The organism is Alteromonas aestuariivivens, from assembly GCF_003367475.1.
Taxonomy (GTDB): domain Bacteria; phylum Pseudomonadota; class Gammaproteobacteria; order Enterobacterales; family Alteromonadaceae; genus Alteromonas; species Alteromonas aestuariivivens.
Genome location: NZ_QRHA01000013.1, coordinates 60253 through 83660, shown reverse-complemented (window position 1 = coordinate 83660; position 23408 = coordinate 60253). Strand labels below are relative to the sequence as shown.

Annotated in this window: 22 protein-coding genes; 10 read left to right on the top strand and 12 right to left on the bottom strand. The window is 51.6% G+C overall.

Features of this window, described 5'->3' with window-relative positions; genetic code table 11:
• Positions 1–170, top strand: a 170-nt coding sequence (locus DXV75_RS15470) for an EF-Tu C-terminal domain-related protein (protein WP_483964194.1), incomplete at its 5' end; no start/stop codon positions are given.
• Positions 171–276: 106 nt separating this feature from the next.
• Here the strand turns inward: DXV75_RS15470 and DXV75_RS15465 are convergent.
• A complete protein-coding gene (locus DXV75_RS15465; RefSeq protein WP_115594326.1) occupies positions 277–516 on the bottom strand; it encodes a hypothetical protein in 240 nt (79 codons plus the stop codon).
• Between the two features lie 304 nt (positions 517–820).
• Here DXV75_RS15465 and DXV75_RS15460 point away from each other — a divergent pair, with 304 nt between their 5' ends.
• Positions 821–3127 (top strand): glycoside hydrolase family 3 N-terminal domain-containing protein, encoded by a 2307-nt coding sequence (locus tag DXV75_RS15460; protein ID WP_220272540.1) that lies wholly within the window; start codon positions 821–823, stop codon positions 3125–3127.
• A gap of 120 nt (positions 3128–3247) precedes the next feature.
• Positions 3248–4936 (top strand): carbon starvation CstA family protein, encoded by a 1689-nt coding sequence (locus DXV75_RS15455; protein ID WP_115594324.1) that lies wholly within the window; start codon positions 3248–3250, stop codon positions 4934–4936.
• Between the two features lie 43 nt (positions 4937–4979).
• On the opposite strand, the gene DXV75_RS17330 is transcribed toward DXV75_RS15455, so the two are convergent.
• Positions 4980–5204: an FAD:protein FMN transferase gene (locus DXV75_RS17330; protein WP_483964193.1), complete on the bottom strand. Its 225-nt coding sequence runs from the start codon at positions 5202–5204 to the stop codon at positions 4980–4982.
• A 259-nt stretch (positions 5205–5463) separates the two neighbouring features.
• On the opposite strand from DXV75_RS17330, the gene DXV75_RS15445 reads away from it, so the two are divergent.
• Positions 5464–6528 (top strand): CNNM domain-containing protein, encoded by a 1065-nt coding sequence (locus tag DXV75_RS15445; protein ID WP_115594322.1) that lies wholly within the window; start codon positions 5464–5466, stop codon positions 6526–6528.
• Positions 6529–6575: 47 nt separating this feature from the next.
• Here DXV75_RS15445 and pdsS read toward each other — a convergent pair whose 3' ends face one another.
• Together pdsS and pdsR are read right to left on the bottom strand one after the other, a co-directional pair.
• Positions 6576–8744, bottom strand: a complete 2169-nt coding sequence (pdsS, locus tag DXV75_RS15440) for a proteobacterial dedicated sortase system histidine kinase (RefSeq protein ID WP_115594321.1) — start codon at positions 8742–8744, stop codon at positions 6576–6578.
• Positions 8745–8749: 5 nt separating this feature from the next.
• Positions 8750–9439 carry a proteobacterial dedicated sortase system response regulator gene (gene pdsR / locus DXV75_RS15435; protein ID WP_115594320.1) on the bottom strand — a complete coding sequence of 230 codons (690 nt, stop codon included), beginning with the start codon at positions 9437–9439 and terminating at the stop codon, positions 8750–8752.
• Positions 9440–9739: 300 nt separating this feature from the next.
• On the opposite strand from pdsR, the gene pdsO reads away from it, so the two are divergent.
• The 4 genes from pdsO (at position 9740) to trmB (ending at position 13128) form a co-directional block, all read left to right on the top strand.
• Positions 9740–10459 carry a sortase-associated OmpA-like protein PdsO gene (gene pdsO / locus DXV75_RS15425; RefSeq protein WP_115594318.1) on the top strand — a complete coding sequence of 240 codons (720 nt, stop codon included), beginning with the start codon at positions 9740–9742 and terminating at the stop codon, positions 10457–10459.
• 265 nt (positions 10460–10724) lie between these two features.
• Positions 10725–11657 (top strand): ABC transporter ATP-binding protein, encoded by a 933-nt coding sequence (locus DXV75_RS15420; RefSeq protein ID WP_115594317.1) that lies wholly within the window; start codon positions 10725–10727, stop codon positions 11655–11657.
• Between the two features lie 10 nt (positions 11658–11667).
• Positions 11668–12441, top strand: coding sequence for an ABC transporter permease (locus tag DXV75_RS15415; protein WP_115594316.1), 774 nt, complete (start codon positions 11668–11670; stop codon positions 12439–12441).
• Between the two features lie 3 nt (positions 12442–12444).
• Positions 12445–13128 (top strand): tRNA (guanine(46)-N(7))-methyltransferase TrmB, encoded by a 684-nt coding sequence (gene trmB / locus DXV75_RS15410; protein WP_115594315.1) that lies wholly within the window; start codon positions 12445–12447, stop codon positions 13126–13128.
• Between the two features lie 13 nt (positions 13129–13141).
• Here the strand turns inward: trmB and DXV75_RS15405 are convergent, their stop codons facing one another.
• The gene (locus DXV75_RS15405) at positions 13142–13870 is read right to left on the bottom strand and encodes an EAL domain-containing protein (protein WP_115594314.1); all 729 of its coding nucleotides are present in this window, start codon (positions 13868–13870) and stop codon (positions 13142–13144) included.
• 454 nt (positions 13871–14324) lie between these two features.
• Here DXV75_RS15405 and panP point away from each other — a divergent pair, with 454 nt between their 5' ends.
• Positions 14325–15950 carry a pyridoxal-dependent aspartate 1-decarboxylase PanP gene (panP, locus tag DXV75_RS15400; protein ID WP_115594313.1) on the top strand — a complete coding sequence of 542 codons (1626 nt, stop codon included), beginning with the start codon at positions 14325–14327 and terminating at the stop codon, positions 15948–15950.
• A gap of 57 nt (positions 15951–16007) precedes the next feature.
• On the opposite strand, the gene panC is transcribed toward panP, so the two are convergent.
• From panC to sfsA, 7 genes are all read right to left on the bottom strand, one after another.
• Entirely contained in the window at positions 16008–16856 is an 849-nt protein-coding gene (panC, locus tag DXV75_RS15395) for a pantoate--beta-alanine ligase (RefSeq protein WP_115594312.1), read from the bottom strand.
• 3 nt (positions 16857–16859) lie between these two features.
• Positions 16860–17657 carry a 3-methyl-2-oxobutanoate hydroxymethyltransferase gene (gene panB / locus DXV75_RS15390; protein WP_115594311.1) on the bottom strand — a complete coding sequence of 266 codons (798 nt, stop codon included), beginning with the start codon at positions 17655–17657 and terminating at the stop codon, positions 16860–16862.
• Positions 17658–17700: 43 nt separating this feature from the next.
• Positions 17701–18210, bottom strand: a complete 510-nt coding sequence (gene folK / locus DXV75_RS15385) for a 2-amino-4-hydroxy-6-hydroxymethyldihydropteridine diphosphokinase (RefSeq protein ID WP_115594310.1) — start codon at positions 18208–18210, stop codon at positions 17701–17703.
• A complete protein-coding gene (pcnB, locus tag DXV75_RS15380) occupies positions 18197–19507 on the bottom strand; it encodes a polynucleotide adenylyltransferase PcnB (protein ID WP_115594336.1) in 1311 nt (436 codons plus the stop codon). The genes folK and pcnB overlap by 14 nt, the downstream gene beginning before the upstream one ends.
• A gap of 100 nt (positions 19508–19607) precedes the next feature.
• Entirely contained in the window at positions 19608–20516 is a 909-nt protein-coding gene (gluQRS, locus tag DXV75_RS15375; RefSeq protein WP_115594309.1) for a tRNA glutamyl-Q(34) synthetase GluQRS, read from the bottom strand.
• Positions 20517–20622: 106 nt separating this feature from the next.
• Complete coding sequence (dksA, locus tag DXV75_RS15370; RefSeq protein ID WP_115594308.1) at positions 20623–21072, bottom strand: RNA polymerase-binding protein DksA; 450 nt, start codon at positions 21070–21072, stop codon at positions 20623–20625.
• Between the two features lie 219 nt (positions 21073–21291).
• Entirely contained in the window at positions 21292–21993 is a 702-nt protein-coding gene (gene sfsA / locus DXV75_RS15365; protein WP_115594307.1) for a DNA/RNA nuclease SfsA, read from the bottom strand.
• A 128-nt stretch (positions 21994–22121) separates the two neighbouring features.
• On the opposite strand from sfsA, the gene pepB reads away from it, so the two are divergent.
• A complete protein-coding gene (pepB, locus tag DXV75_RS15360; protein WP_115594306.1) occupies positions 22122–23405 on the top strand; it encodes an aminopeptidase PepB in 1284 nt (427 codons plus the stop codon).
• Positions 23406–23408 lie beyond the last annotated feature (3 nt).

The window sequence follows — 23408 nt, the reverse complement described above, 5'->3', positions numbered from 1 at the left end:
CTGGTGCTGTAGAGCTGCCAGAAGGCGTAGAAATGGTAATGCCTGGCGACAACCTGAAGTTCGTTGTTGAGCTGATTGCTCCAATCGCGATGGACGAAGGTCTGCGTTTCGCAATCCGTGAAGGTGGAAGAACCGTAGGCGCTGGCGTAGTTTCCAAGATTATTGAATAATCTAAGCTACCAACAGAGTCAAAGAAAGGTCACTTAGGTGGCCTTTTTTGTGCCTTGGGCTCCCTGTGACATTGTCTGGTCTGTGCTAAGGCCTGGCCAGGGAAATTTACTTTTCTGTATTGGGATTGTTGGCCGGAAGGTCGTTGCAAACGGCACAGTACATACCCTTGCGGTAATAGTAGATGCGTGTTCCGGCAAATACTGATACCGACAATACCGACCAAAGCAAGCCAAATTCCAAGCAGTATCCGATATCCTTGCCTTTCAGAAACTGAATCCCGCCGAGAACCACAAAAGCCAATGGCAGTGCCAAGGCATATTGAATAACCCACTTTCTTACTGCCATAACCCATCCTTCAAGCTAACAATTTTTTTCGGCTTTTTGCACGAAAACAGCACACCAAAAAAGCGCTAGTCCATTATCCTGCTGCATTCAAGATTATTGTAGATGCGCCGCTTGAAAAGCATGCGTTGATTTTTTGTGTAACGAATCTGAAAGGCATTATGTGAAATCAGTAGCAACGGTACCAATAGCAAGTAGCGTACTTTTTATGACTGAATATGAGTTTTAATGATCTATAGATCTTGGATTTGGTTGCTTGTGGTGGTTTAATGGAGTGATAATAAAACGTTAAAAAGGGTGACGATTCGTGCAGTTAACTCAATACAAACACCGAGGGCTCAGACACTTAATGGAAGTCGTGTGCGCTTCTCTGTGTCTGTTCGGATGTGTGGCTTCTTTTGTGGCGACTTCAATGCCCCTTTCTGAACAAAAGGAAGCTGAGATTGATCTCAAAGTGGAATCCCTGCTGAGTCAGATGACGCTGGAGGAAAAAGTCGCGCAAATGCGGATATTTCACGCCAGTCTGGGCGTTGAGCATTCCGAGGACAGCAAGTTGGTGCTGTCTGATGTAGTAAAGCAGAAGCTGGCATTAGGTATTGCAGGCATTAAAAATCCTGGTGAATTTCTCAGTCCGGAACAGGCCAGCCTGCACAACAATCAGTTACAGAAATACATTATCGAAAATAGTCGATTGGGCATTCCTGCCATGTTCATTACCGAAGCTTATAACGGGGTAGATGCAACCGGAACAACCCGCTTTGGACGGCCGATGAATATGGCCGCAACATGGAACCCGAATCTGGTGAAAAGGGTATGGGACACAATCGGTCGAGAAGCCCGGCTCAGGGGGCTGCACATGTGTCACTCGCCGGAGGCGGACATTATGCGCGATCCACGATTTGGGCGTATGAGTGAAGGGTACAGTGAGGACACCTTCCTCACTACCCAGATGGTGGTTGCGGCTGTAACCGGCGTGCAGGGCGATTTTACGGGCCTGATGGACGGTACCCATATCGGCGCTGTTACAAAACACTTCGCGGGTTATGGCCAGGTGGAAGGCGGGCGTAACTTTGCTTCCATTCAGATTTCTGAACGCACACTAAAAGATGAAATTTTACCACCGTTCAAAGCTGCCGTTCAGCAGGCGCACACTCTGGGCATTATGGCTTCACATGGTGATCTTAATGGGATTGCGAGCCATGGAAATCGTGCTTTGCTAACGGATTTACTGCGTGATGAATGGGGCTTTCAAGGCTATACGGTATCCGATTCAAACGATATAGCCCGTCTGCACTACTTCATGGGGGTTGCAGAAACACCCGATGATGCTGCCTTAATGGGTCTGAATGCCGGGCTGGATATTGATCTGTACGCAGAGGATGCCTATGCCTATTTGCCCAGGCTGGCAAAAGGTAAGCCTGACATAATTGCACAGATCGATGAGGCAGTGCGCCATGTGTTGCGGACCAAGTTTATTCTGGGTTTGTTTGATAACCCTTACATTGATGTCAGCAAGGTGCCTGGCAATGTGCGAACTCCAGCATCGCTGGCGTTGGCGCATGAGGCAGATCTGGAATCCATCATTCTGCTGAAGAACGACAGGCACACCTTACCGTTGAAGCATGCTGAAAAAGCGACGATTGCTTTAATCGGCCCTTTGCTGGGCGATCAAACCGAACTTCATTTCAGAAAGGTATTGGGAGACAAGGTTGCTTTCGTCATCGAGCAGGGCTTTGAGCTGACCGATCAAAACAAATATGAACCCAAGGTGTTACCTGATGAGGTGAATCGGGCCGGACTGGAACGGGCCGTCGATGCTGCCAGTCAGGGTGATGTGGTATTACTGTTTCTGGGCGGGGATGAATACACCTCCAAAGAGGCCTATTTTGCCCGCGGGTTGGGTGACCGTGCCAGTATTCAGCCTGTGGGGTTGCAGAACGAACTGGTGCGCCGGGTTAAAGCTCTGGGCAAACCTGTGATCGTGGTATTGAAGCATCGCAGAACGCTGGCGATAACGGAGTTTGCTGAGCATGCCGATGCGATCCTGGATACCTGGGACCTCAGTGAACAGGGCGATCTGGCTGTCGCCAAAATGGTAGTTGGTCAGGCTGTACCGTCCGGTAAGCTGCCCGTAACCGTGCCCAAACACATTGGCCAGTTGCCATTTCATTACAGCCAGAAAAACATCAATTTTAAAAAGGCCTATATGTTTATGGGTGGAGATCCTCTCTATCCATTCGGTTTTGGCTTAAGTTACGCAGATTTTGAATATTCTGAGTTGGTATTGTCCAGCAGCCAGGTGAAGGCAGGAGAATCCTTTGAGGCTTCTGTAATGGTTACCAATACTGGTGATTACACTGCCAAGGAGGTGGTGCAATTGTATATCCAGGATATGATCGGTTCGGTGATCCGACCTGCCAATGAACTCAAAGGCTTTGAAAAAATTGAGCTGAAACCCGGGGAAAGTCGTCGTGTCAGCTTTACCGTGACGCCAGATCTTCTTGCCTTTACCGGCAAGGACAATGTGACCAAGGTTGAGCCGGGAGATTTTCGGCTGCAAGTGGGCACGTCTTCCGCGTCTGGCGTGTTTGCGCAGTTTAAGGTTGTTGAATAACCTGGCAAAACAGGATGACTCGCTGGTTAAGACAGTTGAACAGAATCGGTCTACACTGTAGGGATTCATGTTTACCGAAGCTGCTGTTAATTAGAGCTTTTCAACAATCGAGGCGAGGCTATGCAGTCAATCACCATTGTTTTGCTGGGTATAGTGGGAATGTTACTGGGATGGCTGTTCTATTCCAGATTTATTGCCACTCGCATTTTTCAACTGGATAACCGATTCGTTACCCCAGCACATGAATTGCGGGACGGTAAAGATTTTGTGCCGACTAACAAGGTGGTTCTGTGGGGCCACCATTTTACTTCTGTCGCCGGCGCCGCACCGATCGTCGGGCCAGCGATTGCAGTTTACTGGGGTTGGGTACCTGCGGTGCTGTGGGTGGTTTTCGGAACCATCTTTTTTGCCGGCGTACACGATATGGGAGCCTTGTGGGCAAGCGCCCGGCACAAAGGCAAATCCATGGGCGCGCTGTCTGAAAATGTGGTGGGCAAACGCACTCGCTCGTTGTTTATGATAGTGGTGTTTCTGGTGCTGTTAATGGTCAATGCGGTATTCGGAGTGGTGATTGCGAATTCCTTTGTCGCCCAGCCTAACGCTGTATTTCCTGCCTGGACCGCCATAGCGGTAGCGTTGGTAATTGGCCAGTTCCTCAAGCGTCAGTTTCCGCTTGTTCCCCTTTGTATTATCGGTATAGCGATTCTGTATGCGTCGGTTTATGCCGGCAGTTACATACCGCTGAGTCTGCCGGAATCCATGTTTGGTCTGTCAGATAAGGCCAACTGGATCATCATTCTGTTCGTTTACGCAGCGATAGCTTCTCTGCTACCGGTCTGGATGCTTCTTCAGCCAAGGGATTTTATTAATGGGATGCAACTTCTGGTTGGTTTGTTGCTGCTGTATGGCGCTGTGTTTCTGGCTATGCCGGATATTACTGCACCTGCCTTTAACACTTCACTTGCAGAAAGTACTCCCAGCATTATTCCATTGTTGTTTGTTACCATTGCCTGCGGTGCAGTGAGTGGATTTCATGGCATTGTCGCTTCCGGCACCAGTTCAAAGCAACTGGATAAGGAACCCGATGCCCGTTTTGTTGGTTATCTTGGGGCGATTGGTGAGGGCTCACTGGCGCTGATCACCATAGTCGCAGTCAGCGGGGTTGCCCTGGCGGCGTCGCCCCAGGAATGGCACGAAATATACAGCCACCTGGGTGCAGGCAGCGTGAATGCATTTATTACCGGTGGTGCAAATCTCATTCAGCAGGGTTGGGGGCTTCCGGTTGACTTTTCCTCCACCATACTGGCCGTGATGGTGGTATTGTTTGCCGGCACCACGATGGATTCGGGGGTGCGTTTGCAGCGTTACATCATTCAGGAATGGGGCGATATTTACCAGCTTGATTTCATGAAGAATGGCAGTTTTGCAACTCTGCTCGCAGTTGGCTGCTGCCTCTTGCTGGCGTTTGGTGCAGGAGGTTCCGACGGTAGCGGTGGGATGATCATATGGCCGTTGTTTGGCTCGACCAATCAGATCCTGGCCAGCCTCACTTTGCTGGTGATATCCGTCATGCTGATAAAACTGCACAGGCCGGCTATCTATACACTGGTGCCGATGATGTTTGTTCTGGTCATGGCTTTTTTGGCCGGCCTTATCAAACTTAAAGAGTACTACCTGGCTGGTAATTACCTGTTGGTGGTGCTGGATGCGGTGGTATTGATTGTCAGTGTACTGGTGATGCTTGAAGCCGGCGCGGTGATCAGTAAATTCCGTCTTGCGAAAACATCCGGGCATACTTCCCAGCTGTGAGCAGTAAATGCAAAATATTCAGGGGCCTGAGTACTTCTTGCGGTTACTCAGACTGACCGCTTGGTTGCTCGGAGTTTGGCGCCCTTGAGCATATGAAACACAAACAGGGCACTGAAAAACAGGCCCGCGGCGGTGTGTATGACGGCATTCCACACCTGGCCCTCCAGGCTGCATTGATCCACCCTGCCTTGATGCCCGCCAGTTTAAGAGCCCGTACGCCCAGATCAACAGCATACCCCTTGGCAATACCGTCCAGGGTAATTAGCACCGGACGGCGCAGCGGCAAAGCTGAGCAGGAGTATATTGCGAAGCAGCGTGTTCATAATAAAGTGTCATTCCATTTGATTTTTTCAAATGATAGTCATTGTCATTTGTATTCGCAACGGGTTTTTTGTTTATTTATTATTCGGAAAACGCGTCACAAAGCCATTTCGTGGCGCATGTGGGAAATGTACTTGTAGTCTCGGGGCAGCACTTCATAATGGGGTTTTACATTCGGTATGTGAAACTTCGATCGGGCAGCGGGAATGCTACTATTAATTGTTTACATCATGATTGCTCTGGGATTCTCTTTTCTGTGTTCCATCGCGGAAGCGGTGATTTTGAGTGTGTCCTCTGCGTACATATCCGTGCTTGAAAAGGAGAAGCGGCCCAGCGGTCAATTGCTTCGCTTGCTCACTGACGACATCAACCGCCCGTTGGCAGCCATACTGACACTCAATACCATTGCCCATACAATGGGTGCTGCGGGCGCGGGAGCGCAAGCCGCGAGTGTATTTGGTGAGACCTATCTGGGGGTTATCTCGGCGGTACTCACTTTACTGATTCTGGTGTTCTCTGAAATTATTCCCAAAACACTTGGGGCAGTATACTGGCGTAATCTGGCTCCGGTGACGGCGTATTTTCTGAAGTATCTGACGTGGCTTCTCACTCCTTTTGTGAAGATGTCTGAATGGCTGACCAAAGGATTTAAAGAAGACAGCCCGCTGCGTGGCCTCAGTCGTACTGAACTGCACGCCATGGCTGAGTTATCAGGTCAGGAAGGCCAGTTGGCCCAGCACGAGTCGTCCTTTCTGCAAAGTTTACTGAGCTTGCACGAGCGTAAGGTCAAGGATGCAATTACCCACAGAACCTCGGTGTTTTCGGTCTCTGAAGAGATGAGTGTTGAAGCTTTTTTTCATAAGCACGGCCACATTGAATACTCGCGAATTCCGGTATTTGAGCAAGGCGATTCGGAAAACATTACTGGGTTTGTGCTGCGCTCCGATTTACTGGTTTCCCAGGCTCGTGGCAACGGAAGCAAGTTATTGTCCGAATATCGCAAGGCTATGATTACGGTCCTTGGCAGCATGCCATTGTCGGCGACCTTCGACCATTTTATTCAGAAACACGTGCACATGCTGCTGGTAGTTGATGAATACGGTGGGCTGGAAGGGATCCTTACTCTGGAGGATTTACTTGAGGAGTTGCTCGGAGTTGATATTGTGGACGAAAAAGATTCCGCGGTAAGCCTGCGGCGTTTTGCCTCAATGATGGCAAAACGCAGAGAAAGAATGCTGCTTAAAAACGCGCCGGATTCTGACCTGCCTTAACCGGGGTGAGGTGCAGGCACTGATCCGGATCAGGCAAAGTGTGCCGGCTACCCGGCAGCCGGAAAGGATAACAAGGCGCGAACACCGCTGCCGTCCGGCAGATTTTCGAGCTGAAGGTTGCCATTATGAAAGCGGGTGATCAGGTTTGCGATGTACAACCCCAATCCAAGATGGGGCGCCTGGGACTGTTGAGGAGAAACAGAACTCTTTCGTATCGAGACCATGGATTGCAGCAGCTGATCGCCCATCCCTTCGGGAAGTAGCGGCCCGGGGTTTGAAATGCTCAGACGTATTTGCCTGCCCTGCCGGCGCAGATCAATGGAAATGGTGTCGTTAATATTGCTGAACTCTGCCGCATTGGTGACGATTTTGTCCAGCAATTGGGCAAGCAGTTCGGCCGAACCAGTCAGTTGATACTCGCCCTGAGCTATGGCGAGGGCAAAAGTTCGGTTTGGGTAGGCTTGTTGGTAACCACCCGCGCAGCCCTCTACAACTCTCCTGAGCTCGAAAACTTCCGGATCTTCCAGTGCCAGCGTCTGTTCCAGACGGGTGGCTTCACTCATACTGTTGAGAATACGGCTCAGGCGGTTAATTCCCTGTTGTGCCCGCTCAATGAGTTCTGGTTGCTGGTCATTGGGAACGTGGGGAAGTGCGTCGAGAGAAGAACGCACGATCGCCACAGGTGTGCGTAACTCGTGTGACAGCCGTGCAGCCATTGCTTCCAGATAGGAATTGTACTGTTGCAACCGGTTGAGTACACCACCAAATGCGCGGGACAAATCGCCAATTTCGTCCCGCTGACGGGACTGCGGCAACTGGCCAACAATTTTGCCATGGTCGTCGATTACGGCTTCGGTATTGTCACGCAGTGTGCGGATCCGGCTCGAAATCCGATGAGCAAACAGGAACAGGGCTGCGGTGCCTAGCAGCATTACCGCAAGGATGACATGAAACAGCTTTTCCAGCGCGCGGTTTCGCAGTGAACGAATACCATGGGTGGTTTGCTCGACCACTACCGCTCCCATGACCTGCCCATCAATGAAAATGGGGTAGGCTGCAGACAGGATCACCGCTTTGTTGTCCGGGCTCAGGCGCCAGAGAGAGTCCGGGTGACCGCCAAGCGCAGTGGTGATGTCCAGACCCGCCAGAGCGTAAGCGTCCTGCAGTTCGTCGACAAAATCTGCCGGAGGGCGGGTCAGAATGTGATAGTACAGTGGAAGCAACCAGTGGGATTCTATCCACTGCCACAGCGGCAGTTCACTGGCCGGGGAAGGAGGAGGTCGATATCCGGGAGCACTGCGAATATCGCCGGCCCGGGCAAGCACCCGTTTGTGCTTGTCAACCACCCAGACGCGGGAGTCGGCGTAGCGTATGCCGGACAAAATGCGCTCTATTTCCGGCGATGGAGTAACTACCGTGCCCATGCCTTCCAGACGGGCGGGATCGGCAGTCCCCATCGCGTATTGTTTTATTCGCTGTGTGGTGTCGTCAACGTCAACCAGCGCAAAAGCCAGTGAACCGGAAGTCATGGTGAGGGGGAAGCGTAACTCAATGTTGTACCCTTTAGGCGTTTCTTGCCATCGGCCCTGAATGGCTAACGCATTGCCAGTGGCACGATAGGAGTTGGGGTTATCGTTAAGGCGAAATGCGTTGACCCAGCCGGAAGCGTAGGGCGCGATGATATACCGCTCGAGATCGCCCGCTCTGGGTTTCAAACTGATTAAAAGATGATCGCCATTGTCCACACTCAGGCTGTCAGGGCTGCGCCAAACAACGCTGTTGTCATTGACTTCGAACATGGCATAAAGGTAATCGCCGTGGCGCCCCACCATATGATCATAACTCAGAGTGACGGCTGTGCCCTTGCTGGCAAACTGCGTCACAATTTGGGAGTCGGTGTAGGTTTGGCTAAGCTCGCGAACAGACTGCCAGTCATTCAGTTTGCCATCTAATTGAATCGGTGCGTCTATGGTCGGAGCATACAAATCGGTGCCTGGCCGTACGTTTTGTAAAAACGCCGCCTGACTGTCGAATAACGCTGGCCGTTCATGCAGAGCAGTGGCGACTGCACGTGCGGTGCCAATCATGGTTTGCTCCTGGCCAATGCGCAGGTACTGTTCCACTTCCCATACATATTTGTAGCCAAGCCAGGGAATGGTGAACAAAAACAGCGATAAAACTGCCAGTTGAACGCGAATACTGAATCGAAACTGCACGTGTGTCAGGCCTGCCAGCGGTAACCCATACCGTATACGGTATCGATGTGATCAAACGACGGGTCCAGCTCGACAAATTTCTTTCGCATCCGTTTGATGTGAGAAGTGATGGTAGAATCATCAACTACCATGCGTGATTCGTCCATTAGCTGCTGCCGGCTTTTTACGTGCCCAGGGTGGCGGATAAGGGCGTGTAGCATCCAGAATTCCGTTACCGTAAGGGAGACCGGAATGCTTTGCCAGGTTACCTTCATACGGCTGACATCCACATTCAGATGGCCTATGCGAATTTGCTCGCTGTGTTCCTTGGGGGCGGCAAGTAAATCGGTGCGGCGAAACAGGGCTGCGATGCGAGCCAGCAGGTGGGCCATACTGATGTCTTTGGTCAAATAGTCATCCGCACCCATGCGCAGGCCACAAATGGTATCGACATCGTTGTCCCGGGCGGTAAAGAAAATGATGGGAAGAGATTGTGATAACTGCCTGAGTTGCTGGCACAGCATGAAGCCGCCTTCCATCTCTTCGTTCAGGCCAATATCAATGATGGCCAGATCAGGCAGCTCCCGGCTGAAGGCTTCTGTAGCCGAGGGACGGTCAGCATACGTCTGCACCTGGTAACCCTGGTTTTTAAGCGCAACAGTGTAATTTTCCCGGATAGCGGCGTCGTCTTCTACGAGTGCAATGGTTCTTGGCATAACATCAACCCATCTGATTGCTTTTGTTGGGGCACTATATCCTATCAGTGCGGAGTCCGCCCCGAGTGAGGCACAAAATCCTCTGATCTGCCATCATTTTGCCACAATTGCCCGCCTGGGATTTGCGCCAGACAGAGTCATAAACTGGTCTGAATATGACATAAAAAAGCGTTAGATAGCCATAAGTTACTCAGAAGATCGCCACATTTCAGCGGTTTACTGGATACATCCGGTAGCTGAAGCACAAGTGTCGGCCGCCCTTTTACTTAACCCCTTTTGGTTGGATATTGGAGATTCATTATGAAAAGCATTCGTCGTACTGCCATCGTTGTCATTGCAGGTTCAGGCCTCCTGGCGTTGCCTGTCTCGGCAGCAAAGGCTGAGTCTGAAAAGGTTAAACATGCCACAGCGGTGGGTTTGGGGACGGGAGCGGTGGTCGGTACGCTGGTGGCCGGGCCTGCAGGGGCGATTGTGGCAGGGCTCATTGGTGCCATGATTGGGAAAGATACTGCGCAGGAAACCGAGCTCGAGTCCAGTCGGTTTGCGCTTAACGCTGCCCAGAAAGACTTGTTGACCATGCGCGAATCCCTGCTCGCCATGCAGCAGGAGGTTCGCCTGCAAACCACCCGGGTATCGCTCGACCAGGTTACATCCGAGCAGGTTATGAGTGTTCAGAGCAGCCTGCAGTTTACCACGGGCTCCTACACCATTGAACCTGCCTATCATGAGCAGCTGGAATTGGTTGCGAAGGCACTGAGAACGCATCCTCAACTGCGCTTGCAGCTAACCGGGCATGCAGACAGCCGCGGAGACGAGAAATTCAATCAGGCCCTTTCCATGCAGCGCGCATTGAGTGTTAAGGGGTATCTGACCGATTTAGGGGTTAATGCTGAACAAATCCTCACAGTTGCAGTGGGGGAAAAAGGCAGCCGTAGTGAAAACACCGAACAGCTATTCTTTGACAGAAAAGTTGTTCTGCAGCTGTCTGAGGACGAGCAGGTGCTTACTGCCAGCCGCTAATTTGAACCACGCAAAAACATTTTGAACATTTAACTTTGCCCCACCGCACTTGCCCATTCTCCTTACCCAGGTAATGGGCTTTTTTTAATTGCCTGGCTCACCAGGCGCACAACCACCAATTCAACCCGGCGGGGTTGAAATGTGTGAATTCACCTACACTTAACACATTCGGGCGTGATATTGGAGAGTGCCACCTGGTGGCCGTCATTGTCTCCTTCATTGGCTCTTGTTACAGGGCATCAAAACTCAACTTACAGGCAGAAATATGAAGGCGTTGGATATTTCGGGGCTGCGAAAAACTTATCGTGGTGGTGTAGAAGCGCTGCGCGGGGTCAATTTGGTGGTGGACGAAGGGGACTTTTTTGCGCTGCTGGGGCCAAATGGTGCAGGCAAATCGACCACCATTGGCATAATCAGCTCGCTGGTCAATCAGACTGAAGGTGAGGTCAGTGTGTTTGGCCATGATCTTCGCACCCAAAAAGAATTAGCCAAATCCTGCATTGGCCTGGTGCCGCAGGAGTTCAATTTCAATCAGTTTGAAACCGTGCTGCAAATCGTTCTGAACCAGGCCGGCTATTACGGTGTGCCGCGTTCGGTGGCCAAAGAGCGGGCCAAAAAGTATCTCGCGCAGCTGGATTTGTGGGAAAAACGCAACGCCCGGGCCCGTGAGTTGTCCGGTGGCATGAAGCGCCGGCTGATGATTGCCAGGGCATTAATGCATGAGCCGAAGTTGTTGATCCTGGATGAGCCAACGGCAGGGGTCGACATCGAAATTCGCCGTTCAATGTGGGGATTTCTCAAAGAAATCAACCAGCAGGGAATTACGATTATCCTCACTACCCACTATCTGGAAGAAGCAGAAATGTTGTGTCGCAATATTGCCATAATTGATAAGGGCAATATTGTCGAGCACTCCAGCATGAAGGCCCTGCTGTCCAAACTCAATATCGAAACCTTTGTACTGGATATTGCAGAGACTTCCAAAGTACCAGATCTGGACGGTTTCGAGTACCGTATGATTGACTCCCATACGCTGGAAGTGGACGTGGAAAAAACCGAGGGGCTCAACCCGGTGTTTGCCCAGCTGACTGCGCAGGGTGTCCAGGTCATGAGCATGCGAAATAAGTCCAATCGTCTGGAAGAACTTTTTGTGCGGCTGGTGGAATCCGGGCGCCAGAATGCCAATAATCATCAGTAAGGGGAGTCGGATGTCAGCAGGTAACAACTGGGTAGCACTCAACACAATCTGGATAAAGGAGTGCACCCGATTTTTGAGGATCTGGATACAGACACTGGTGCCCCCAGCTATCACCATGAGCCTGTATTTTGTGATTTTCGGCAATCTGATTGGTAACCGGATTGGGGAAATGGGCGGATTTACCTATATGGAGTTTATTGTTCCAGGGCTAATCATGATGTCGGTCATCACCAACTCTTACGCAAACGTATCCTCTTCCTTTTTCAGCGCCAAGTTTCAGCGAAATGTCGAGGAACTGCTGGTGGCGCCGGTGCCAACCTGGGTAATTATTGCTGGCTATGTTGGGGGTGGTGTCGCAAGGGCGTTGCTGATAGGCATTATTGTCACACTGGTGTCGCTGGCGTTTGTGGATGTACAGATCCATCATCTCGGAGTGATTGTGCTTACGCTCCTGCTTACCTCAACCCTGTTTTCAACCGCCGGGCTGATCAATGCGGTATTTGCCAAAACCTTCGACGACATCAGTGTGGTGCCCACCTTTGTGCTGGCACCTCTGACCTATCTGGGCGGGGTGTTCTATTCGTTGAGTCTGCTGCCCGAATTCTGGCAGTGGGTGAGCAAGGCTAACCCGATTGTCTACATGGTGAATGGTTTCCGTTATGGTTTTCTTGGAGTATCCGACGTTAATGTGGGCGTTTCGATTGGTTTGCTGATTGGATTTAACCTGGTGCTTTATGCGGTTGCCTATTCATTGTTGAATGCAGGTAAAGGGATCCGGAGCTAACCAATGACAGCTTCGATTGGCAATTCCCGCGGCATTACCACCAATCAGACCGGCGTACACGACAAGCTTGATGAACTGGTGAAACGCTATCGGTCTGGCGCAAGTCAGCGCCCGGTCAGTGAACATACCCGGGAGACTTTTGCACAGGCCGAGCAATGGCTGGATGGATGGAGTGGCACCTTGATCCTCGATTCCTGCTGCGGTGTGGGGGAGAGTACTGCCAATATTGCCGCCCAGTTTCCGGAGGCCAGAGTGCTGGGGTTGGACAAATCCGCTGCCAGGGTTGATAAGCATGGCTACTATCAGCAACCGGACTCCGATAATTACCGGGTGATACGTGCTGACGTAAATGATTTCTGGCGCCTGGCCAGACAAGCTGGCTGGAAGGTGCAGCGCCACTATCTGTTGTACCCCAACCCCTACCCGAAAAGTGCACAGGTTCAGAAACGCTGGCACGCAAGTGCCGCCATGGTCGATTTAATGGCGTTGTGCCCCCATATAGAAGTTCGAAGTAACTGGCTGATTTATCTCATGGAATTCGCCCAGGCAGCTTCTCATTACGGGTTGGTGAGTAATCTGGCCGAAATTCGTTCCCAGGCATCAATGACCCCGTTCGAACGAAAATACCGTGCCAGCGGCCAGACCTGCTGGCAATTGGTGTGCTCCCCGGAGGAAGCGCAGGATTAGCGCGGTACATCGGCTACCGGTAAGGATTGGAGAATGCCTGGGGCAGGGGTTGGCTGAATACATACCCTTGTGCGTAACGAATGGGTAACTTATGCACGGTATCCAAAAGTGTCTGATCTTCAATGTGTTCTGCAATCAGGCTAAGTGAGCGAGCTTGCGCCCGTTTGCACAAATGGTCAACAAATTCCCTTACCACAGCCTGATGCTTATACTCCCGGATGAGTCCGCCTGCCAGCTTTAACCCCCGAATGGGTAAAGTGAGCAGCTTTTTGGTATTCACCGGAGAGCTGCCAACACTGTCGATAAACACCCCCAGGCCATGCTGCAACCCCCTCTCTACGAATGCCTGAACGTCGTCAAAGTGCTGCATCGCCGTTGTAGCGCTTATTTCCGCACTGACTCTGGAAGGGTTCGGATAATGTTTCAGCTGATCAAAGATAAAATTGATCAACGGCTCATTAACAATGTCTGCCGCATTCAGATTGATGTTCCAGGCAACGCTTTTGTTGTGGAAGTAATTGGCGCTTTGAATGAACATGGTTTCGGCCAGACGCTGCACATGGTTGTGTCTTTCTATCAGGTACAAAAAGTCGTTTGGCAGAAAGGTCTGGTTTTTACCCGCAACCAGACGGGCCAGGCACTCATAGCGCCATACCCGGGATTGATGTAAGTCGATAATTGGCTGGAAATAAGGAACGATATTGTCAAGTTCGACCTTATCCGTCACCTCTTGAATTGGCATACCTGCATTTTTCCTGAGACCTCTTATTGTGAATATAGCAGAGCGCGGCAAAATACCAATTCCCTTGGAAATCTGGTATAAGCTTAATGTGGCTCTACTCAGATGCAGTGCTAAACGCCCGGTTTTATAAATACTAAAATCCTCACAGGCAGGCCTTGGCGCGTGGGGCTTTCTGAGGTAAAGTTCGGCCCCTTGAAAGGGCCGTGCTAAGTTTTCACAACGTATAACAACATGGATGGTACAGGCATCGCACGCTTGTGCCGGCAGGTGGGTTAGGTCCTGGTTGTAATCGCCAGCTAATCTCCTGACAGGACAGGGTAGTTTTACTGTCATTTGAACAGTCAGAAGCTTTGGAATACCACGGGTGTCTTAAATAGGTTTGTGTGACCGGAATGCTGAATTCCCGGTTTACATTGTGTTGGTATGCCAAACGCGTAATTAAGAGGTGTGTTTAGTGGGTGAAGCTCAGGTCAGTCTAGAGCACTTGTTTCGGGTCTTTACCAAACCTGAGCACAAGGACTCAAAATTAGCACAAATCGAACAGCATCTTTCGGATAACATCCTGGATTTTCTATCTCAGCATGTGGTTACCAAAAAAACCTCGCTGGAAGAGATTGAGCAGGATTTTTGTCTGTCCCAGGTTCCTGAGTCACCAGAGTTTGTCTCTGCGCATGCTGAAAGCCTGCTGGATAAACTGGTTGCCCATTCTGTCAACACCTATTCTCCTACGTTTATCGGCCACATGACTTCGGCTTTGCCGTATTTTCATTTGCCTTTGGCAAAGCTTCTGGTTGGCCTGAACCAGAACCTGGTCAAGATTGAAACGTCAAAGGCGTTTACCCCACTGGAACGTCAGGTCTTGGGTATGATGCATCATCTTGTCTATGAACAGCCGGATGAATTTTACCAGCACTACCTTCACAGCGCCCGTCATGCTCTCGGAGCGTTTTGTTCAGGTGGCACCATTGCCAACATTACTGCGCTGTGGGTGGCCCGAAACAAAATTCTCGGCCCAAAAGGTGGCTTCGCAGGTGTCGCGAAGGCCGGACTGGCAGCCGCTTACCGTTTTTACGATATTCAGCAACTTGGTGTCATGTGTTCCCGGCGAGGGCATTATTCTTTGTCAAAGGCTGTTGATGCACTTGGTCTGGGGCGTCAGCAACTACTCACTCTGCCATGTCCTCAGCAGACTTTAGATCCTCGCCAGGCGCTGGAACACGGTAAGCGTTACCAGGAAGATGGCAACAGGTTGCTGGCCATTGTCGGTATAGGTGGTACTACCGAAACAGGCCACATCGATCCACTGGATGAACTCGCTGATGTGGCGAAAGAGTTGGGTTGCTGGTTCCATGTGGATGCCGCCTGGGGTGGCGCAACGCTCTTCTCTGAACAGTATCGCGCGCGTCTCAAAGGCGTAGAGCGGGCAGATTCGGTCACCATCGATGCGCACAAACAAATGTACGTTCCAATGGGCGCTGGCATGGCGTTATTCAAAAATCCGGAGGATGCCAATACGGTGCGCCATCATGCACAGTATATTTTGCGTGAAGGCTCCAAGGATTTGGGGGCCACAACCCTCGAAGGTTCGCGTAATGGCATGGCCATGATGGTCTACTCATCGTTGCATATTTTCGGGCGTCGTGGTTACGAGCTGTTGATTAACCAAAGCATAGAAAAAGCCAAGGCGTTCGCTCACATGATAGAACGTCACCCCGACTTTGAATTGATAACCTCACCTACTCTGTCGATATTAACCTATCGCGTCTGCCCTCAGGCCATACAGGAAAAACTTCGCACGGCCAGCAAGGAAGAGCGCCATCAGATAAATCAGAAGGTTGATCGCCTGGTGGTGAACGTGCAGAAACTGCAACGTGAAGCCGGGAAGTCATTCGTATCGAGAACCCGGCTGGAAACCCCCCAGCATCCTGATCGGCCCGTAACCGTATTTCGCGTGGTGCTGGCGAACCCTCTGACGAGCCACAATGATTTGGCCGCCATCCTTGCGGAACAGCATCTGATTGCAACCAATAACCGGGTCTGGCAGGATTTGGATGAAGGTAAGTACTCGCTAACGGCTTGATTGCCGCTATCCGGCAAGCCCGAAATGCTTGCGGGCGCCGGATGCCATCTCGCAGCGTTAAACTGCAACTTCCAGATTATCAATCAGACGTGTTGTACCCAAATAGGCGGCAATCAGAATTACCATCCGAGTATCGCTGCTTGTGGCTGGCATGAGGTTTTCCGCATTTCGCACTTCCACATAGTCGGTGCGGAATCCCGACTGATTCAATTGTCTGGAATAGTGCTCCGTAAGCGCTGCAAAGTCCCGACGTCCACTAATGAGTTCACCCTTGAGTTCTTGCATCAACAAATGCAGGCGCGGAGCAAGTGCACGCTGCTGAGCCGACAGATAACCATTGCGGGAGCTCATGGCCAGACCGTCGCTTTCGCGCTCGGTTGCTATGCCGTGAATTTCAACCGGTAATGAAAGGTCTTTTACCATCAGCCGGATAACCTGTAACTGCTGGTAATCCTTCTGGCCGAAAAAGGCTTTATCCGGCTGCACCATGTTGAATAACTTACATACGATGGTGGCTACTCCGCGAAAATGCCCCGGGCGACTGGCCCCGCACAACATCTCTGAAATGCCGGGAACTTCGACAAAGGTCTGCTGATCCAGGCCTCTGGGGTACATTTCAGCAACCGGTGGCAGGAAAACGGCGTCTACTCCAAGTGCTTCTAACCTGGCCTTGTCTTCTTCGATGGTGCGCGGGTAAGTAGACAGATCCTCGTTAGCCCCGAACTGCATTGGATTGACGAAAATAGATACGACAACGGTGTCGCACTGGGCTTTGGCGGCCTTTACCAGTTGAAGGTGACCGTTGTGAAGGTTGCCCATGGTCGGTACAAAACCAACCTTTTGATTACCCTGCTGCCATTGCTGGCGTTGTGAACGCAGAGCCTGGATAGTCTCTATTACTTGCATGGATCACTCAAAACTGTGTTCAGAAGACGGGAATTGCCCGCTTTTCACTTCCTGAATATACTGCTGGACTGCGTTGCGAAGATCGCCGGTTTCAGCCAGATAATTTTTCGAAAATTTCGGCATGTAGTTGGCGCTTACTCCCAGCATGTCATGCATCACCAGTATTTGTCCGTCAGTACACTTACCTGCGCCAATACCGATAACCGGAATGCTCAGACGCTCACTGATGGCTTTACCCAGACTGGTCGGTATGCACTCCAGGACCAGTAACTGGGCACCGGCTGCTTCCAGGGCCAGGGCTTCATCCACCAGCAACTGCGCTTTATCTTCTTCCCTTCCCTGTACCTTAAAACCACCAAATACGTGAACTGACTGAGGTGTCAGGCCCAGATGACCGCAAACGGGCACGCCGCGCTGAACCAGCCCTGTGATGGTGTCTGACAGCCAGCGCCCGCCTTCTACTTTGACCATACTTGCCCCTGCTGCCATTAGCTGAGCGGCATTGCGGTAGGCTGACTCGGGGGTGGAATAGGACATGAAGGGCATATCGGCAATCACAAAGGCGTATTGCGTGCCGTTTTTGACGCACCGGGTATGATAGGCAATATCGGTGGTGGTGACCGGCAGGGTGTCTTCTTCGCCCTGCAATACCATGCCCAGGGAATCACCGATCAGCAATACATCTATGCCCTGTTCGTCGAACAGTTTGGCAAAACTGGCATCATAAGCGGTCAGTGCGGTGATTTTGTCACCGGCCTGCTTTTTCGCCATCAAGCTTGAAACAGTTACCTTTTTCTTCATAGCTGGCAATTAACCTGGTTGTGTTTGGCGCACTATACGGATTTTAGCGCTGATTGGAAGATCGCAGTCGTCTGAGGCCGTCTAATGAACACTTGGCGACCCAGTTGGACAAGGGCTTACCGTCGGGCATAACCATGTTAGGTGCAATTTCGAACAGTGGTACCAGCACAAATTCACGCTCTGCCAACCCGTAGTGGGGGATTGTCAGATCATCCGTTGCCACAGTGTGATTGCCGTATAACAGGATGTCCAGATCGAGTGTTCTGGGGCCCCAACGCTCATCTTTACGCTCTCGGCCATGATGATTTTCAATGCCCTGCAATTGTGCCAGAAGATCATGGGGGGGCAGAGTCGTTTCCAGCAGGCACACTGCGTTTATGAAGTCAGCCTGGTTCTGTGGCCCCATGGGTGAGCTTGAATAAAAAGATGATGTACGTAACCGTCGGGTAGACTCGATGGAATCCAGTTCACTCAACGCAGTGCGTAAGTGCTCGCGGGAGTCGCCCAGATTGCTGCCCAGACCAATATAGACCTGCTCCTTATGCGTCGGCATTGTTCCCTCCCGAGGGGCGTCGCCGCCTTTTCCTACGGGGTTTCGGAGCGCCCCCTTCGTGCTTTCTCAGCTCATTCAGCATGCGCTTCTGAACGCCAGGTTCTGCGTGCTGGAACTGGGTCCACCAATCGGCCAGTTCCAGTGCCGAACCGCCCTCGACTTGTCCTCTCACAAGCAGGAAATCGTATGCGGCACGGAATTTAGGGTGTGAAAGCAGCTGGTAGGCGCGACGTCCAAAGCGCCGTGGTAACCGCTGCTGAAGAATCCAGATATCCCTGATAACGGTAGAGAATCGTTTCGGGATCATTATGCGCTGAGTCTGACGTTGCAGGACCTCAGTGGCTGCGATATTAAATGCGTCGTGTTCAGCAAGCCCGGATTCGAGGGCCAGTTTTTGCGTATATTCTTCCAGCGGATACCAAAGCATCGCGGCATACAGAAACGCAGGTGTGACACGCTGATCGCTGTTAATTCGCTCATCCGTATTGGCCAGCACCTGAGAGATAAACTGCATTTCGCGGCTTTTTGAGTCGTGCAGGTAAGGCTTTAGTTGCGGAAACAGAGGAGCGATCAGGCCATACTGATTAAGCAGTTTGAAAGTGAGTTCACCGTTACCGGACAAAAACAGCTTCAGGGTTTCCTCAAACAGGCGGGCGGGCGGTATGTTACCCAGCAGGTGCGCCAGTTCAGGGATAGGTGCGGCGGTGTCTTTATGAATGCTCATATTGAGCTTGGCGGCAAAGCGCACGGCTCTGAGCATTCTTACCGGGTCTTCGCGGTATCGAACCTGGGGGTCACCAATAAGGCGCACTTCACGTTTTTCAATGGCTTCGAGGCCATTGGCGAAGTCAGTAACGGTGAAATCTGCGACGCTGTAATACATGGCGTTAAAGGTAAAGTCCCGCCGCTCTGCGTCTTCCTCAATGGTTCCAAATACGTTGTCGCGCAGCAGTTGGCCCTGCTCATCCTGTTTGCCCAGATGGCTGCCCGATTCATCGCTGTCATCAGCGTGATGACCCCGAAAAGTTGCTACTTCAATGATTTCACGGCCAAAAACAATGTGAGCGAGACGAAAACGGCGGCCGATTAAGCGACAATTCTTGAACAAGCCCTTGATTTGTTCGGGGGTGGCATTGGTGACGACATCAAAATCTTTTGGGTGTTCGCCCAGCATCAGGTCGCGTACACACCCGCCCACCAGGTAGGACTGGAACCCACCTTTATTCAGGCGGTAAAGTACCTTCAGAGCATTTTCGCTGATATCGTCCCGGGATATGCCGTGCTCCGCGCGGGGAATAACAACACCCTGAAGTCCGGCAGCAGGCGACGGCTCCTTGCTAAGCACTCGTTTAACGGTTTTTAACACACGCGTAATGATGACTGGTACTCCCGGCTTGCTAAAGCCCGTTATGATAAGGTGAATCCCTTTCTGCGACAATAATTTCGCCGCATTGCGGTAAAGTTTTATATTCCCATTGTGACCTTGCCCAGGCAAGCAGTCCTGACAGCGTATCCTCCTTGTCGGGCCAGGGCGGAACCATATTCAAAAACGCCAGAGCCTGGCGCATATTAGCTTCCACTCTGTTCAAATCCAGCGCCTTTGCACGATTTTGTTTGCTGAGCTTTCTTCCCGGCGTGGTCGCGGCAACTGGAATGTGGGCGTATTTTGGGGGCTTTTCTGACAGGCGATGATACAGACTCAGATGGGCTGCGGTAGTGCTCAGAAGATCGCTTCCGCGCACAATGTGATTGACGCCTTGCGCAATATCATCCAGAACAACCACCAGATTGTAGGCGAACAATCCGTCCCGCCGCTTGATAATGGTGTCTTCCAGCGCGTGAGGATCATTAATTGTGACCAAACCCCGTATTGCATCCTCAAATCGGGTAATGGGCGTTTTTACACGCAGTCGAATGGCTGCATTTTGTGGACCGTGCCCTGCATCCCGGCAGGTACCAGGGTATGCACCTCCCTGCGCTTTGATCTGTTTTCGGGTACAAGTGCAGTAATAGGCGTCCTGGCTGGCAAGAAGCGCATCAACCGTATCAGCGTAGAGTGTGTGACGCTGTGACTGATACACCACCTCTCCATCCCATCCCAGTCCATGTGCTTCAAGCGCCTTTAGTATCAATTGGTCTGCGCCCGGAATGCAGCGAGGTTCATCGATATCTTCCATGCGGACAAGCCAACGTCCATTCTGTGATCTGGCATCCAGGTAACTGGCCAGGGCAGCAATTAGGGAGCCGAAGTGAAGGGGACCACTGGGAGAGGGGGCAAAACGGCCAATATAGGGGGCAGGGTTCACACAATCACCTGCGAATTAAAAGCGAATTTATAATGGCGTCCCGGGTTAGGCAGAAGTAACAGCATACTCATGCCTCCGTGCCCCGGGAGCGGTGCGCGCCGGAAGGTTAACCCTGCAGCTGCTTTTCCTTGATTTCAGCCATTGTTTTGCAGTCAATACACAAATCGGCTGTAGGGCGGGCTTCAAGTCGGCGGATACCGATTTCAATGCCGCACTGGTCACAAAACCCGAAATCATCAATTTCAATGCGCTTGAGGGTTTTTTCGATTTTCTTGATCAGCTTGCGTTCGCGGTCACGGGTCCGCAGTTCCAGACTGAATTCTTCTTCCTGGGCAGCCCGGTCAACCGGATCCGGAAAGTTCGCAGCTTCGTCTTTCATGTGCGATACAGTACGATCAACCTCTTCCCGTAACTGGTTACGCCACGCTTTCAGCAACAGACGGAAATGCTCCATCTGTGCATCGTTCATGTATTCTTCATCAGGCTTGGGCTGATAAGGCTCCAGCCCTGCCAGGGCTAACAAGCCCAGAGATTTCGATTCTTTTCCTGTTGGCATGTGCCACATCTCCTACACTACGACACCCACATGTCCCAAAACAATCGATTATCTATAGCAGACTTAACTGATTCGGGCAATGTATCGTGTTCAGTAACCTTTCCTCTGGTGTGTCAAAACCGACGAAAACACACCCCGAAGGTGATGCGCTCAATTAGCATCACGAAGGTAAAGCAAGGCGCAAATATGGCGTCACTTCGAAAAAAATCAACCTGTTTTTTATAATTTAACAGCTAATGCTTGATTTATTTGTATTTTTTGTTGATTGATTGTGCAGCCGGCAGCCAATACCTCAACGCCATGCGCCTGGGCATAGCCTACCGCATCAGCGTACTCTGAATCGATGTTCTGCGCCAGTCGGACCTCCTTTATACCGGTATGCTGAACACAGAACAGCAGGCGGCAACGCTCCCCCTGTTGTGCGAGTTTGGCCAACTCCAGGCAATGTTTAGTTCCGCGCTGGGTTCTGGCATCCGGGAAGTAGCCTACGTTTCCTTCCGCCAGGGTCACAGATTTGACTTCCATGAAGCAGGGTTTGCCTTCCAGCATCAGTTTAAAGTCAAATCGACTTTGTGCGCCGGGTGGCGTAACTTCGGCTTTCCAGCTGTCGACCCAATTAAAATAGGGAGCCACCTTGTTATTTAGCGCTTCCGCTACCAGTTTATTGGCGTTGTGAGTGTTGATTCCGATAAAGTTGTGCTGGAAGTCTTCAGCCAGCTCCCAGGTATACCTGAGTTTGCGTTTGGGGTTGTCAGAGTGGCTGAGATAGACCGTAAACCCCGGTTCGGCGCATCCTGTCATGGCCCCGGTGTTCGGGCAGTGCGCCACTACCACGCTGCCATCTTCAAGCTCTACATCGGCGAGAAAGCGTTTGTATCGTTTAATCAGGGTGCCTCGTAACAAAGGCGATGAAAACAGCATAGATGTCTCTTGGTTGTTTGGGAGTCATTAACAGGGGCGGCATGTCATAGCAGAGCAAAGCCGCCGTGAATATTTTAACCGGCGCTTAATAAAGCGGCGTTAGTTTAGCAAGTGATTAAGGATTTGGTATGTCGGAATTTGTAGTTACGTTGAGTGAACAGAAAGCGCCCCGGGTATGGGGCGAAAAGGCAAGTCTTAGCATGGACGGACAAGGCGCAGTGATTCATTTATCAGAAGGCCGTGATCCATGCCGGACGATTCAGCAGTCAGCACGAAAACTCGACGGGTTGAATTTGCCCCGTGTTCGGCTTGGCGGTGATTGGACGTTTGAGCAGCAATGGGCATTTGCCATCAGTTTTACCCGCGCGCGCTTCCCCGCAGATCTGGATTTCGCAGATAGTAATGACAAACCGGACCTGGAGCGTCAGTACGCGGCTTTGTTGTTCACCCGCCAGCTGGTTAACGAAACACCTGAGGACCTCTCCCCACAAACTCTGGCGGAGCGGGCCGCAGTCTGGTTGTCTGAAGTCGGCGGAGATGCGGTTTCCTACCGCACCATAGTGGGGGAAGATCTTAAAAAGCAGGGCTGGGTGGGCATATACAACGTCGGGCGGGGCAGTGACAGACCCCCGGTAATGTTAGAGCTGGATTACAACCCCAGCGGCGACCCTGATGCACCAGTAGATGCAGCTCTGGTCGGGAAAGGGATCACGTTTGACAGTGGTGGTTACAGCATTAAATCCAGTGAAGGGATGCTGGATATGAAATGCGATATGGGTGGAGCTGCGACTGTGACCGGCGCTCTTGGACTGGCTATCAGTCAGGGGTTGAAGAAAAGGGTGAAATTACTGCTCTGTTGCGCTGAAAACCTGATAAGTGGCCACGCCTATAAACTGGGTGACGTGCTGACCTACAAAAACGGAATTTCCGTGGAAATCGTGAATACTGATGCAGAAGGTCGTCTGGTTCTTGCAGACGGATTACTGGCGGCCACTGAAACCCAAGCGCCACTGATTATTGATGCGGCGACCTTAACCGGAGCTGCAGTTGTCGCCCTGGGTAACGATTACCATGGCGTTTTCAGTATGGACGACGATGCACGCCAGGCCATGCTGGACAGTGCAAGAAGTGAAAACGAACGGTTTTGGCCGCTGCCGCTGGAAATCTGGCATCAGGAACGTTGTCCTTCTGCATTTGCAGATACTGCCAACAGCCGGCCAATGAAGGGCGGCGGTGGTGGTGGCGCGTCTAACGCGGCGGGCTTTCTGTCACGCTTTGTAAACGCCAAAGGCTGGGTTCACCTGGATCTGGCGGCGGCCTATCATGGCAGTGCGACTGCCGAAATGCCTGTTGGCGCTTCAGCCATGGGCATTCGCAGCATCGCAAGGATGCTCCACACTTATCCTGCCTGACGG